Source organism: Streptomyces carpinensis, assembly GCF_002154505.1.
Taxonomy (GTDB): domain Bacteria; phylum Actinomycetota; class Actinomycetes; order Streptomycetales; family Streptomycetaceae; genus Streptomyces; species Streptomyces carpinensis.
This window is the reverse complement of sequence record NZ_MUBM01000247.1, coordinates 1-13,629: the sequence shown is the minus strand read 5'-3', so window position 1 is coordinate 13,629 and position 13,629 is coordinate 1. Positions and strand designations below refer to the sequence as shown.

Here is a 13,629-nt window from a genome sequence, read left to right as displayed (position 1 = left end):
GGGCGGGGGGCCCGGACGCGGGTGCGGCCGCAACCGTGGATCCACTGGGCCCCGGAGCCCGCGGCGCGTGCGGCGACGTCCAGCCGCTCCAGGGCGGACCGGCCGCGCTCCAGGATCGCCGGCACCCGGCCCGGAGGGCTCTGTCTAGCCTCCTCGTACGCCTCCAGAGCCAACTGATAGTGCGCCAGGTCGTCTGGATCGTCCGAGGGGCGGGGCGAGTAGGGGTGCAGGCGCAGCAGCTCGCCGTAGGAGGTGACCGCCTGTTCGGCAGCGTGCGCGGCCATGCGGCGCTGCGGTGTCTTCGGTACGGCGCCGGCGGACTCGCGCTCCGGCCGTAACTGCCGCACGGGCCGGGGTACGAGCCTGCGGGCCACGAGGGCGGGCGTCAGCACGAGGCTCGCGTACATCAAGAGAGCGGAGGCGCCGTCACCGACCGGAAGCAGGACGATGCCGAGGCACAGCAACGTGAAGGCAATCGTGCCGCTGATCAGCCCGTGAGCGAGGCATCTGCCCCAGGACACCCTGGTCGGCTTCATCGCGCCACCCCCCGGTCGCTCCCTCGGGCCGCCGGCCCGCGGACCATCGTGCGACGCGGAGCCGCCCTTCGACAGGGGCGGTTCCGGGCAAGTGCGGCGGCCGCCGATTGCCGGAACCCGGCAACATGGCCGGACGGCCGGGCGGCTCACCGCACCGGCCGTCCCGTCACTCACCGGATTCCCGGAGGGACCCTCAGAGGAACGAGTTGATCTCGATCGTCTCGTCGCGGCCCGGGCCGACGCCGATCGCGGAGATCGGGGCGCCGGACATCTCCTCCAGCGCCTTGACGTAGCCCTGGGCGTTCTTCGGCAGGTCGCCGAAGGTCTTGGCCTTCGTGATGTCCTCCTGCCAGCCGGGGAGGTACTCGTAGACGGGCTTCGCGTGGTGGAAGTCGGTCTGGGAGTACGGGAGCTCCTCGACGCGCCGGCCGTCGATCTCGTAGGCGACGCAGACCGGGATCTGCTCCCAGCCGGTGAGGACGTCGAGCTTGGTGAGGAAGAAGTCCGTGAGGCCGTTCACCCGGGTGGCGTAGCGGGCGATCACCGCGTCGAACCAGCCGCAGCGACGGTCACGGCCGGTGGTCACGCCGCGCTCGCCGCCGATCCGGCGCAGCGCCTCGCCGTCCTCGTCGAACAGTTCGGTCGGGAACGGGCCGGAGCCGACGCGGGTCGTGTAGGCCTTCAGGATGCCGATGACCCGGCTGATCTTCGTCGGGCCGACGCCGGCGCCGGTGCAGGCCCCGCCCGCCGTCGGGTTGGAGGAGGTCACGAAGGGGTACGTGCCGTGGTCGATGTCGAGGAGGGTGCCCTGGCCGCCCTCGAACAGGACGACCTTGTCCTCCTCCAGGGCCTGGTTGAGGATCAGGACCGTGTCGGCGACGTAGGGCCGGATCTGATCGGCGTAGCCCAGCAGTTCCTCGACGACCTGGCTCACGGCGATCGCGCGCCGGTTGTACAGCTTGGTCAGGATCTGGTTCTTGACGTCGAGCGCCGCCTCGACCTTCTGGGTCAGGATCGACTCGTCGTACAGGTCCTGGACGCGGATGCCGACGCGGTTGATCTTGTCCGCGTACGTCGGGCCGATGCCGCGCCCGGTGGTGCCGATCTTGCGCTTGCCGAGGAAGCGTTCCGTCACCTTGTCGACGGTGACGTTGTACGGCGTGATGATGTGGGCGTTTCCGCTGATCATGAGCTTCGACGTGTCGACGCCGCGCTCGTTCAGACCGCTCAGCTCGGAGAGCAGGACCGACGGGTCGACGACAACGCCGTTGCCGATGACGGGCGTACAACCGGGCGACAGGATTCCGGAAGGGAGGAGGTGCAGTGCATACTTCTGGTCGCCGACGACGACCGTGTGGCCGGCGTTGTTGCCGCCCTGGTAACGCACCACATAGTCCACTGACCCACCGAGCAGGTCGGTGGCCTTTCCCTTGCCCTCGTCACCCCACTGAGCACCGAGCAGCACAAGTGCGGGCACGCGCGTACACCCCTTCCGGGCGGGGCATGTCCAAGGTCAGGGGCGTACGCGGGTTCACCGCCGCGTGCACCGCGCGACCGTCGTTGGCCGCACAACCGTCGGACCGGATGCCCCGGAATAGACGAAGCCCCTGGCGCAATAGCGCAAGGGGCTCTTGCACAAAGATGCTACCCGAGGAAGTGAGGCAGGACCGAGGTGGCGACCTTCGCGACGTCCGATCAGCTGCTGGTGGTCATCGACCCGGTCGCCCGGCGGACGGACGGGGAGTCCGTGCGGATCGCGAAAGACGTGCTCAGCGGGGGTGCGGCCATCAAGGTGAGCCTGCCGGACGGGCCGGAGGAGTTCGCCCGGGCACTGGCGCGGCGCGGCTCGCGGCGGCCGGTGGTGGTCGGTGACGACCGGGCGCTGCTGCGGGCGGTGTCGGCGCTGCACCGGCAGCGGGAGCTGGCCGCGTGCGCGCTGTCGTTCGTACCGGTCGGGGATGTCATGTCCCTGGCCTGCTCACTGGGTGTGCCGGAGGGGCCGGTGGCGGCGGCACGGGCCGTGCTGGACGGTGCCGTACGGCGGCTCGACCTGCTCGTCGACGACAGCGACGGGGTGGTGCTGGGCGCGTTGCGCATCCCGCCGCTCGCTCCGCGGGAGGCCCCGACGGTCGCGACGGCGCCCTCCCCCAAGGAGCCCTCCGCGACGGGCCAGCACCCCTGGCTGCGGACCTGCCAGTCCCTCGTACGGACCCTGGTGACCCGCCCGCCCCGCACGACGGCCGACGCCGGCGCCGAGCCCTCCCGGCTCCGCGTGGAGGTCGACGGGGAGACGGTGGTGGACCTGGACCAGCCCGTGGAGGCGGTGTCGGTGGTGCCGCGGGCCGCCGGCGTGGCCGAGGTGGAGGTCCAGCCCCTGTCGGGTCCCGGCGCGGAGGCCTCGCCCCTGCTGGCCCAGGGGCGCACGGTGACCGTCTCGGGAGCGCATTTCCGCTACCGGGCGGACGCGGTGGTCTCGGGGCCGGTACGGACGCGGACATGGATGGTGCGGGAGGGCGCTTGGGGACTGGTGGTGCCGGTGCCGCCGGCCTGAGCCCGGGACCGCTCGGCGTGGTGGACCGACCGCGCCCCGGGCCGCGGTCAGGCGGTCACTGGGAGCCGAAGAGCTTCTCCCGGTGTACCCGCCAGCGCTCCATCATCGCCACGATCTCGCCGTCGATGAACTCGAAGAAGGCCAGCGTCTCGGCCAGGCGCCGCCCGGCGGGCGTGGTGGCGCCGAGGCTGTCGACACCCTCGCGCAGGGCGTGCTCCCAGCGCTTGATGACCGCCTCGCGGTTGGTCAGCGCCTCGTACCACTGGTCGGCGTGCACCCGGTACCTCTCCCGGCGCGAGCCGGGCTCCCGCTCCCGCGAGACCATGTGCACCTGCGCCAGGTAGCGCACCGCACCGGAGACCGCGGCCGGGCTGATCTTCAGCCGCTCGCCCAGTTCGCTGGAGGTGAGAGTGCCGGCGTCGGACGAGAGCAGCGCGGCGAAGACCCGGGCGGGCATCCGCTGCAACCCCGCCTCGACCAGCTGCGCCGCGAAGCTCTCCACGAACTTGGACACCGCCTCGGGGTCACGGTCCGGCGCCTTCTCGTCCGTCATGCCTGCATCCTCTCCCCTGCTCCCACGCGCTTCCGAGTTTATACGCTTCCTTAACTTCACAAATTTCTGAAACTAGCGTACGTTCCGAAGCATGACGAAGGCAATCACCGTCTCCGGCCTCCACAAGTCGTTCGGCGGCACGCATGCGCTGGACGGACTCGACCTGGACGTGGAGAGGGGTGAGGTCCACGGCTTCCTGGGGCCCAACGGCGCCGGGAAGTCCACCACCATCCGGGTCCTGCTCGGCCTGCTGTGCGCGGACTCGGGCGCGGCCCAGGTGCTGGGCCGGGACCCGTGGACCGACGCGGTCGAGGTGCACCGCCGGATCGCGTACGTCCCCGGCGACGTCACCCTGTGGCGCAACCTCTCCGGCGGCGAGGTCATCGACCTGTACGGCCGGCTGCACGGAGGCCTCGACCGGCGACGCCGCGCGGACCTGATCGAGCGGTTCGAACTCGACCCGACGAAGAAGGGCCGGACGTACTCCAAGGGCAACCGGCAGAAGGTGGCCCTGGTCGCCGCCTTCGCCGCGGACGTGGACCTGCTCATCCTGGACGAGCCGACCTCGGGCCTCGACCCGCTGATGGAGGAGGTCTTCCAGCACTGCGTGGCCGAGGAACGGGACCGCGGCCGCACGGTCCTGCTCTCCTCCCACATCCTCAGCGAGGTCGAGGAGCTGTGCGACCGGGTGAGCATCATCCGCAAGGGCCGCACCGTCGAGAGCGGTTCGCTGGCCGACCTGCGCCACCTCACCCGCACCAGCGTGACCGCCGAGCTCGCGGGGCCGCCGGACGGGCTGGCCCGGCTGCCCGGCGTCCACGACCTCGACGTACAGGGCCGCCGCGTCCGCCTCCAGGTGGACACCGACAAGCTGGACGAGGTGCTGCGCACGCTGAGCCGGTCCGGCATCCGGTCGCTGACCTCGACACCACCGACGCTGGAGGAACTCTTCCTGCGGCACTACACCGAGTCGACGGAGGCAGCGTGATGACCACCACGGCCTCCGCCTCCAGGACCCCCACGGCCCACGCCGTGCGCACGGGCGGCTCCCGCCATCTGGCCGGCACCGGGACCCTGCTGAGGTTCGCCCTGCGCCGCGACCGCGTACTGATCCCGGTCTGGGTCGCGGTGAACGCGCTGATGGTCCTCTCCATGCCGAACACGCTGAAGAGCCTGTACGCCACCCCCTCCGAACGCGCCGACCTGATGCGGCAGATGGCCACCAACACCTCGCTGCGCGCCATGGTCGGGCCGGTCCTCGGCGACTCGCTGGGCGCGCTGACCGCCTGGCGGGTGGGTGTGTACGCGGGTGCGCTCGCCGCCGTGACCAGCCTGCTCGTCGTCGTCCGGCACACCCGGGACGAGGAGGAGAGCGGACGTCAGGAACTGGTGTCGTCCGGGACGGTGGGCCGCCGGGCGCCGCTGACGGCCGCTCTGCTGGCGGCGGCGGTGGCCAACGCGGCCGTGGCCCTGCTCGTCACGGCCGGCCTGGCCGGGCAGGGAGCCGCCGGCGCCCTGGCGCTCGGACTCGGGGTTGCCGGTGCGGGCATGGTCTTCGCCACCATGGCGGCGATCGTCGCCCAGCTCACCGAGAGCGCCCGGCTGGCCCGCGGCCTGACGGCGGCGGTCCTGGGCGCGGCCTTCGTCCTGCGCGCGGCGGGCGACTCCGCCAGGAACGACGGTTCGTCGGTGCTGACCTGGCTGTCACCGCTGGGCTGGCTGGAGAACCTGCGGCCCTTCGCCGCCGAACGCTGGTGGGTGCTGCTCCTGTTCGCCGCGGCGGCGGCCGTCCAGGCCGTGGTCGCCTACGGGCTGGCCGGGCGCCGGGACATCGGCATGAGCTTCCTGCCGAGCCGGCCGGGGCCCGCCGAGGGCGCGCTGGGCACCGCGGGCGCACTCGCCTGGCGGCTGCAACGGGGCAGTCTGCTGGGCTGGAGCACCGGCTTCCTCCTCGCCGGGGTCGTCTACGGCGGGATGACGGACGGCGCGGCCAAGCTGGTCGGCGACAACGACGCGGCGCGGCAGATCATCGAGCGGATGGGCGGCCGGTCCGGCCTGACGGACGCCTTCCTCTCCGCGATGATCGGGATGCTGGGCCTGGTCGCCGCCCTGTACGTCGTCTCGTCCGTGCTGCGGCTCAGCGGCGAGGAGACCTCGGGCCGCGCCGAGCCGGTGCTGGCGTGCGCGGTGGGCCGGCTGCGCTGGGCCGCCGGACACCTGGTGATCGCCTTCGGCGGCTCTGCCCTGATCATGCTGCTGGCGGGGCTGGGCTTCGCGGTCGGTTACGGCGAGCGGGTCGGCCCGATCCTGGGCGCGTGCCTGGTGCAGGTGGCCGGGGTGTGGGTGATCGGCGGCGTCGCCGTCCTCCTCCACGGGCTGCTGCCCAGGGGCGCCGTGGCGGCGTGGGGCGTGGCCGGCGCGGTCCTGCTCATCGGCTGGGTCGGCCCCGCGTTGAAGGCCCCGCGGATCGTGCTGGACCTCTCGCCCTTCGGCCACCTGCCGAAGCTGCCGGGCGGCCGGATGGACTGGACGCCGGTGGGCTTCCTCGTGGTGCTCGCGGCGGCCCTGGTGGCGGCGGGGCTGGCGGGGCTCAGGCGGCGAGACATGGCGGCCTGAGCACCTCCCCGAGGGTCCCGGTCAGCCCACCCGGACGGTCAGGCCCTTCAGGCCCCGGATCACGAAGTTCGGCTTGCGCTCCGGCTCGGCCGCCAGGGCGAGGGACGGTGCCCGCTCCAGCAGGGCCGCCATGGAGGCCGCCAGCTCGATGCGGGCCAGCGGGGCGCCGATGCAGTAGTGGATGCCCGCGCTGAAGGAGATGTGCGGGTTGTCCCGGCGGGTCAGGTCCAGCCGCTCGGGGGCGGTGAACACCTCGGGGTCGTGGTTGGCCGAGCCGAACAGCATGGCGATCTCCGCACCCCTCGGGATCGTGGTGCCGTCGATCTCGACCTCGTCCAGGACCCACCGCTCGAAGAGCTGGAGCGGGGTGTCGTAGCGCATCAGCTCCTCGACGGCGGACGGGATCAGGGAGTGGTCCGCGCGCAGGGCGGCCAGTTGGTCCGGGTTGCGGAACAGCGCCCACCAGCCGTTGACCGTCGCGTTCACCGTGGCCTCGTGACCGGCGTTGAGGAGCAGCACGGCGGTGGAGATCATCTCCTGCTCCGTCAGCCGGTCGCCCTCGTCGTGGGCGGCGATCAGCCCGGAGATCAGGTCCTCGCCCGGCTCCCGGCGGCGGGCCGCGATCAGCTCCCGGAGGTAGTCCGAGAACTCCACCGACGCCCGCACCGCCCTCCTCGCCGTCTCCTCGGACGGGCTGAGCTCGTACATCCCGCAGATGTCCGCCGACCAGGGCCGCAGCTGCGACCGGTCCGCCTCGGGGATGCCCAGCATCTCGGCGATCACGGCGACGGGCAGCGGTTCGGCGACGTCCGCCAGCAGATCGCCGCCGCCGGCCTCCACCAGCGCGGCGACCAGCTCGTTCGCCAGCCCGTGGACGTACGGCTTCAGCCGCTCGACCGTCCGCGGGGTGAACGCCTTCGACACCAGGCGCCGGATGCGGGTGTGGTCCGGCGGCTCCAGGTCGAGCATCCCGTGGTCGTTGAGCACGTGGAACGGCTCGTGCTCCGGCGGGGGCGGCGTGCGGCCGAAGTCCTCGTGCGTGAACCGGTGCTGATAGGTCCGGCCCAGCCGACGGTCCCGCAGCAGCGCCGACACGTCCGCGTGGTGCGGCACGAGCCACTGGTCGCTGGGCTCGTAGTAGAGCACACGGCCCCGGGCACGCAGTTCGGCGTAGGCGGGGTACGGGTCGGCGACGAACGCCTGGTCCCAGGGGTCGAACGCGAGATCGGACGGAGCGGAAGGAGCGGCCATGCAGGGACGCTAACCCCGCCTCCCCCACGCTGACCAGGGTGTCGCGTGCCACCTCCGCCTCACCCCCGCCCCGGGTGCCTCTCAGCCCGGCGTGACCAGCCGGGCCTCGTAGGCGAACACCGCCGCCTGGGTCCGGTCCCTCAGACCCAGCTTCACCAGGATCCGGCTCACATGGGTCTTGATCGTCGACTCGGCGACCACCAGCTGCTCGGCGATCTCCGCGTTCGACAGGCCCTGCGCGATCAGCACCAGCACCTCCGTCTCCCGCTCCGTCAGTTCCCCGTAGGCCCCCTGCGCGGCGACCGCCGGCCGCGGCGGTTCGGAGATCTTCGAGAACTCCTTGATCAGCCGCTTGGTGACCGAAGGGGCCAGCAGTGCCTCGCCGGCCGCCACCACCCGCACCCCCTCGGCGAGCTGCCGTGCCGAGGCGTCCTTGAGCAGAAACCCGGAGGCTCCCGCCCTCAGCGCCTGGTACACGTACTCGTCGAGGTCGAACGTCGTCAGCACCAGCACCTTCGCCGTGCCGTCCGCGGCGACGATCTCCCGGGTCGCGTCGATGCCGTTCAGCTCCGGCATCCGGATGTCCATCAGCACCACGTCCGGCGCCAGTTCGCGTACCCGCCGCACCGCCTCGCGCCCGTTGACGGCCTCGCCGACGACCTCGATGTCCGGCATCGCGTTCAGCAGGACCGAGAAGCCCTCGCGCACCATCATCTGGTCGTCCGCGATCAGTACACGGATCACGCCTGCCCCGCCCTTGTCTCCTGCGGTACCCGCCGTGCCCGTCGTGCCCTTCGTCATGCACCGGCCCCGCTGTCGTCCGCGCGTCCGGTTCCCATGGCCACCGGCAGGAACACCGCCACCTCGTACCCGCCGTCCTCCGTCGGACCGGCCGTCATCTCGCCGTTCAGCATGGAGACACGCTCCCGCATGCCGGTGATGCCGTGCCCCGCTCCCATCGAGGGGGGTGGGCGAAGTCCTCGCTCATGGGTCGTGGCCGGGTGATCGCCGGGCTTGACGAGGGACGGCCCGGGCGGCGGGCCGTTGACTATGCGCAGGCCGAGTCCGCCGAGGACGTGACCCACCTCGACCCGGGCGCTCGCCCCGGGCGCGTGCCGCAGGGTGTTGCTCAGGGCCTCCTGCACGATCCGGTACGCCGACAGCTCCACGCCCGGCGGAAGCTCCCGCACCGCGCCGGTCACCACCTTCTCCACCGCCAGGCCGGCCTCCCGCACGTTGGCCAGGAGTGTGTCGAGGTCGGCGAGGGTGGGCTGGGGGGCATCCGGGGCCTCGTAGTCCTCCGCGCGGACGACCCCGAGGACGCGGCGCAGTTCGGTGAGCGCCGCCACCGCGTTCTCCCGGATCGTGGCGAAGGCCTTCGCCAGCTCGGGCGGAGGGTCCTGGACCCGGTAGGGGGCGGCCTCGGCCTGGATGGCGACCACGGACATGTGGTGGGCCACGACGTCGTGCAGCTCGCGGGCGATCGTGGTGCGCTCCTCCAGCAGGGTGCGGCGGGAACGCTCGTGCGCGGTCACGGTCTGCTGGGCCGTCACCGTCTGCTCGGCCTCCCGGCGTATGTGCCAGACGGTGACGGCCAGCAGTGCGAGGGCGGACACGACCAGCATGGGCGCCGAATCGTTGCTGAAGCGGTGGCCGAAAGCGGCCTCGACGACGGATGCGTAGACGGCGGTCAGCACCCACATCCACGCCGCCGTGCGCGGCCGGGTGCGTATGGCCACGACCGTGAGCACCGTCAGGTGCGCGACGAAGCCGCCGGGCTGCCACGGCCAGTCGCCGAAGGTGCCGACGAACATCGACGAGGCGGCGGTCGCCGCCAGGGACAGCCAGAACGCTCCGATCGGGCGGACCAGGGTGAGCAGCACCGGGGCCAGGGCCAGCACGGCGGCCATCGGTGCCCACAGGCTGCCGTCGGCGCTCGCCCAGGCGGCGAGCATGGCCAGCACACCGGCCCCCGCCACCAGGAGATGCGGAGCCCAGGCCGCGTACTCCCGGGTGCGGCCGGACAACCGCCCGGTCAGCGGGCCGTCGACGCCCCTGCGGTGCATCGGGCGGTAGGCGAAGGCGTCGTGGAACAGGTCCTGCCGCAGCCCGCGCAGCGCGTTCGCGGCCAGCCGGTACTCCGGGCTGCGCGCCTCGTGCGGGCGGAACGCGCCGTCCGGCGTGGTCTGCGTGTGAGTCGTCTCGGTCACGATGAGAACGGTAGGCGTGGGTGGGCGCAGCGGTCGTCCCCAGTGAGAGGGGTCCTTCGGCATCCCTCTCAGGTACTACGGGTACCTCAGGGCCCGCGTCCGGCCCCGGGCACGCGACCACCCCCGGGCACGCGTCCGCCTGGGCGCGCGTGCGTGCAGGCATCCGTAGGCACGCGTCCGCCCGCGGTCAGTACCCGGCGGGGCGTACCAGTCCCGACTCGTACGCGAACACCGCCGCCTGGGTGCGGTCCCGCAGGCCCAGCTTCACCAGGATGCGGCCGACGTGCGTCTTCACCGTCTGCTCGGCGACCACGAGGTGCTCGGCGATCTCCGCGTTCGACAGGCCCTGCGCGATCAGCGTCAGCACCTCCGTCTCGCGCTCGGTGAGGTCGCCGACGCGCGCCTTCAGCGGGGCGCGGGGTCTGCCGTTCATCCGGGAGAACTCGGCGATCAGCTTGCGGGTGATCGCCGGCGCCAGCAGGGCGTCACCTGCCGCCACCACGCGCACCGCCTCCGCCAGCTGCTCGGCGGAGGCGTCCTTCAGCAGGAACCCGGAGGCACCGGCGCACAGTGCCTCGTACACGTACTCGTCGAGGTCGAAGGTGGTGAGCACCAGCACCCTGGTGCCGGGCGTGTCCGTCGTGACGCGGCGGGTGGCCTCGATGCCGCTGAGCTCGGGCATGCGGATGTCCATGAGGACGATGTCCGGGGCGAGTTCGCCGACCTTGGCGACGGCGTCCAGGCCGTCCACGGCCTGGCCGACCACCTCGATGTCCGGCTGGGTGTTGAGCAGCACGGTGAAGCCCTGCCGGACCATCTGCTGGTCGTCGGCGATGAGTACGCGGATGCCGCCGCTCGTCATGGGTGGTCTTCTCCTGTCGGGGGTGGTGGTCCGGGAGCGGGCGAGCGGGGCGAGTCCTCGCAGGCCGCGGGCGAGCGGGGCGAGTCCTTCGGGGTCGCGGGCGCGCCCGGTGGTTCGACGTCGACGACGGGTGCGACCTGCGGACCGGTGTAGTCGGTGTGGACGCCGGGCAGGGCGGGTGCGCCGACCGGGGCGGCGAGCGGGGCGGTGCCGTCGCGGGGCAGGAAGGCCGACACCGCGAAGCCGCCGTGCAGCGTCCTGGCCGCGCTGACGTGGCCGCCCAGCATCGCCGCCCGTTCGCGCATGCCGAGCAGCCCGTGCCCGGCGCCCGGGGAGGGAGGCACGGGGCGCTGCGGACGGGAGTTGACCACGCTCAGGTACAGACCGTCGCGGACATGCGTGACCTCCACGCGGACCGCCGAACCCGGGGCGTGCCGCAGGGCGTTGCTGAGCGCCTCCTGGACGATGCGGTACGCCGACAGCTCCACGCCGGGCGGATACGGCTGGGTCAGCCGTCGGTTGTCCTGGATCTCCAGGGCGACCGTCAGCCCGGCGGTGCGGGTGTTCTCCACGAGGGCGTCGAGGCGGTCGAGGGTGGGCTGCGGCGCCTGCGGCGCGGCCCGGCCGCCGGACTCGCCGAGGCCGTAGGGATCCTCGGGGTTCTCCGAGCGCAGCACGCCGAGCACCCGCCGGAGCTCGGCGAGTGCCTCCAGTGCGTTCTGCCGGATGCCGACGAGGTTCTCCTTCAGCTCCGGCGACGGGTTCTCCGTCAGGTGCGGGGCCACCTGCGCCTGGATGGAGATGACCGACATGTGGTGGGCGACCACGTCGTGCAGCTCGCGGGCGATGCGGCTGCGCTCCTCCAGGAGGGTGCGGCGGGCCCGCTCCTCGGCCGTGATCGTCGCCTGCTCGACGAGCTGGATGCGCGCCTCCCTGCGGCCGCGCAGGGCACTGCCGACGAGGACGGCCACGGCGAACAGCGCGACCGACGCCACGCCCGTCGGCGTGAACCACCGGGCTCCGATGACGCCCTCCAGGACGTACGTCGCCAGTCCCGAGGCCAGCAGGGCCGCGACCGCGGTGCGGGTGCGCAGGCGCAGGGCGAGCAGCACCAGCACCGCGGTGTGCGCCACGAGCTCGGGTGTGCTCCAGGGCCAGCCGGGACCGGCGCCCACGGCCGGCGCCGGGGGCGGTAGGGCAAGCGTGGGCGTGGTCGGGAACGGCCCGAGCGAGGCACGGGCGGTCAGCGCGGTGACCACGGTGGCGCTCAGGGACAGGGTCCAGGCGGTGGTGGGCCGCCACAGGGCCAGGACGACGGCGATGCCCTGGGCGAAGCCGGCCAGCAGGCCCTCGGGGACGGACAGCTGGTAGCCGGCGCGCATCTCGTCGCTGCCGGCCAGGGCCACGAAGAGGGCGATCCAGCCGACGACCAGGTAGGTCAGGCCGCGCAGCCAGCCGTACTTCGACAGAGGCGGGGACAGCGGCGAGGCGCTTTCGCCGAGTGTCGTACGGAGGCGTCGGAGCACGGCGCCCACCCTAGGCACGGTGCGGCCTCCCCGGCACGGCGGTGCTCTTGCCCCGGTGCACCCGGACCACCCTGGAGGGACGGTTCGACGGACGGCGCGGGCCCTGCTCGTACCCGCGGAACGCCGCCCAGCACACGGTCAGGGCCACAGCGAAGACCGGAATCCAGGCCAGACGGGCCGCCACCCAGCCCAGGTCGTCGGGCTGGGTGTGCAGACCGGGGAGGCGACCCGCGAACAGGCCCGTGGCGGTGGTCGCCATCAGCGCCGTCTGGTGCCACAGGAAGATCGTCATCGCGGAGAGGTTGACCAGGGCCACGGCGGCCCAGGCGAGCGGGCGGCTCGTGGCACGGCCCAGCCGCTCGCGCAGCAGCAGGGCCAGGCCGCACTGGGCCAGTCCGAAGGTGACGGCGGCCAGGGTCGGTGGATTGAGGTTGGAGATCGAGGCACCCGGGACACCGACCATCGAGGCGGGGTAGCCCGCCCAGGCGACCAGGCCCGCGGTCGCCGCCGCCCCACCGGTCAGCAGAATCCAGCCGGAGCGGCGGCGCTCCAGTTCGCCACGGGTCCAGGCCGCGCCGAGGGTGTACGGCACCAGCCAGCCGGCGGGCAGGTTCAGCCAGCCGATCCAGCCGGGCGCGCCGAGGCCGAAACGGAGAAGGTCCACGTGCAGAACGACGGCCAGCGGCCACAGCGGGTTGATCCGGGTCAGCAGCGGGGTCGCGGCCGTCAGCGCGGCGAAGACCAGGAGGAACCACAAGGGGGACAGGGCCAGCTTGACGAGGGCGCGGACCGTGCCCGGGTCCGCGCCGGTCAGCAGGAGGGCTGCCACGGCGGCCGTCCAGAGTGCCAGTACGGCGGCGACCGGCTTGAACAGGCGGGACAGGCGGGCGCGGAGCCACTGCGGGTAGCCGATGCCGCGGGCGCGGGCAGAGACGTGACCGCGGGTCGCCACGTGCCCGCCGACCATGAAGAACACCGCGAGGGTCTGGAAGACCCAGGAGATGGGGGCCAGCCAGGGCATGTGCTGGAGGGGACTCGCGGTGTGCAGGGCCGGGTGGGACCCGCCGCCGGTGTCCGCGACCAGGGCCGTGACCAGCCAGTGGCCGAGGACCACGCCGAGGATCGCGAACGCCCGGAGCGCGTCCACTGCCCGGTCCCGGTCGGGCGGGGTGGCGTCGTGGACCTGCCGGACCGCGGCTCGTATGTGGGTCAGTGCGGGTGGTACAGGGTTTCGCGTGCGGGTCGGCAGGGTCGGTACAGGTGTGTGGCGGTCAGTCACCTCGCGTCTCCTTCGTTGCGCCCAGGACGATCCGGGTCAGGTTGGTCAGGGAGGGGGAGCCGGGGGTGAAGTAGGCGCTGTGACCGCCCTTTCCGGCCGGGAAGGTGCGCGCGCCGAAGGCCGGGTCCATGGGGTCGGTGCCGAAGCCGACCGTCGTACCGAACAGATCCGCGTGGAAGTGCGGCACGTTCGCCACCCAGTCGTCGGCGCCGCGGGCCGCCCAGACCCGGGCCCGGGTGTGCAGC

At 72.8% G+C, this 13,629-nt stretch carries 11 protein-coding genes and 2 pseudogenes; 3 read left to right on the top strand and 10 right to left on the bottom strand.

Going from position 1 to position 13,629, the window contains the following annotated elements; all coding sequences use genetic code 11:
- Together BZY54_RS30570 and BZY54_RS30565 are read right to left on the bottom strand one after the other, a co-directional pair.
- A pseudogene (locus tag BZY54_RS30570) lies at positions 1–536 on the bottom strand (hypothetical protein); the annotation flags it as partial.
- A 193-nt stretch (positions 537–729) separates the two neighbouring features.
- Positions 730–2,013, bottom strand: a complete 1,284-nt coding sequence (locus BZY54_RS30565; RefSeq protein WP_086728568.1) for an adenylosuccinate synthase — start codon at positions 2,011–2,013, stop codon at positions 730–732.
- 195 nt (positions 2,014–2,208) lie between these two features.
- Between BZY54_RS30565 and BZY54_RS30560 the strand changes: the two genes are divergently transcribed.
- Positions 2,209–3,087 carry a diacylglycerol kinase family protein gene (locus tag BZY54_RS30560; protein WP_086728567.1) on the top strand — a complete coding sequence of 293 codons (879 nt, stop codon included), beginning with the start codon at positions 2,209–2,211 and terminating at the stop codon, positions 3,085–3,087.
- 55 nt (positions 3,088–3,142) lie between these two features.
- Here the strand turns inward: BZY54_RS30560 and BZY54_RS30555 are convergent, their stop codons facing one another.
- The gene (locus tag BZY54_RS30555) at positions 3,143–3,640 is read right to left on the bottom strand and encodes a GbsR/MarR family transcriptional regulator (RefSeq protein WP_086728566.1); all 498 of its coding nucleotides are present in this window, start codon (positions 3,638–3,640) and stop codon (positions 3,143–3,145) included.
- Positions 3,641–3,731: 91 nt separating this feature from the next.
- On the opposite strand from BZY54_RS30555, the gene BZY54_RS30550 reads away from it, so the two are divergent.
- Complete coding sequence (locus BZY54_RS30550) at positions 3,732–4,628, top strand: ABC transporter ATP-binding protein (RefSeq protein ID WP_086728565.1); 897 nt, start codon at positions 3,732–3,734, stop codon at positions 4,626–4,628.
- Positions 4,628–6,256 carry an ABC transporter permease gene (locus BZY54_RS30545; protein WP_086728564.1) on the top strand — a complete coding sequence of 543 codons (1,629 nt, stop codon included), beginning with the start codon at positions 4,628–4,630 and terminating at the stop codon, positions 6,254–6,256. Before BZY54_RS30550 ends, BZY54_RS30545 begins: the two co-directional genes overlap by 1 nt.
- 21 nt (positions 6,257–6,277) lie before the next feature.
- Here BZY54_RS30545 and BZY54_RS30540 read toward each other — a convergent pair whose 3' ends face one another.
- The 7 genes and pseudogenes from BZY54_RS30540 to BZY54_RS30510 form a co-directional block, all read right to left on the bottom strand.
- Entirely contained in the window at positions 6,278–7,507 is a 1,230-nt protein-coding gene (locus BZY54_RS30540) for a cytochrome P450 (protein ID WP_086728563.1), read from the bottom strand.
- Positions 7,508–7,588: 81 nt separating this feature from the next.
- On the bottom strand, positions 7,589–8,308 hold the full coding sequence (locus BZY54_RS30535; protein WP_086728562.1) for a response regulator: 720 nt from the start codon (positions 8,306–8,308) through the stop codon (positions 7,589–7,591).
- Positions 8,305–9,717, bottom strand: coding sequence for a sensor histidine kinase (locus BZY54_RS30530; RefSeq protein WP_208640820.1), 1,413 nt, complete (start codon positions 9,715–9,717; stop codon positions 8,305–8,307). Before BZY54_RS30530 ends, BZY54_RS30535 begins: the two co-directional genes overlap by 4 nt.
- A gap of 187 nt (positions 9,718–9,904) precedes the next feature.
- Positions 9,905–10,579, bottom strand: a complete 675-nt coding sequence (locus BZY54_RS30525; RefSeq protein WP_086728560.1) for a response regulator — start codon at positions 10,577–10,579, stop codon at positions 9,905–9,907.
- Positions 10,576–12,105, bottom strand: a complete 1,530-nt coding sequence (locus BZY54_RS30520) for a sensor histidine kinase (protein WP_244217416.1) — start codon at positions 12,103–12,105, stop codon at positions 10,576–10,578. Before BZY54_RS30520 ends, BZY54_RS30525 begins: the two co-directional genes overlap by 4 nt.
- 10 nt (positions 12,106–12,115) lie before the next feature.
- Positions 12,116–13,318, bottom strand: coding sequence for an acyltransferase family protein (locus tag BZY54_RS30515; RefSeq protein WP_244217417.1), 1,203 nt, complete (start codon positions 13,316–13,318; stop codon positions 12,116–12,118).
- Between the two features lie 58 nt (positions 13,319–13,376).
- Positions 13,377–13,629, bottom strand: a pseudogene (locus BZY54_RS30510) (hypothetical protein); the annotation flags it as partial.

What these genes read in the sequence shown, in the direction of transcription:
- BZY54_RS30555 (WP_086728566.1), bottom strand. Translation starts at nt 3,640, where the DNA reads ATGACGGACGAGAAGGCGCCGGACCGTGACCCCGAGGCGGTGTCCAAG.
- BZY54_RS30550 (WP_086728565.1), top strand. Translation starts at nt 3,732, where the DNA reads ATGACGAAGGCAATCACCGTCTCCGGCCTCCACAAGTCGTTCGGCGGC.
- BZY54_RS30545 (WP_086728564.1), top strand. Translation starts at nt 4,628, where the DNA reads ATGACCACCACGGCCTCCGCCTCCAGGACCCCCACGGCCCACGCCGTG.
- BZY54_RS30540 (WP_086728563.1), bottom strand. Translation starts at nt 7,507, where the DNA reads ATGGCCGCTCCTTCCGCTCCGTCCGATCTCGCGTTCGACCCCTGGGAC.
- BZY54_RS30535 (WP_086728562.1), bottom strand. Translation starts at nt 8,308, where the DNA reads ATGACGAAGGGCACGACGGGCACGGCGGGTACCGCAGGAGACAAGGGC.
- BZY54_RS30525 (WP_086728560.1), bottom strand. Translation starts at nt 10,579, where the DNA reads ATGACGAGCGGCGGCATCCGCGTACTCATCGCCGACGACCAGCAGATG.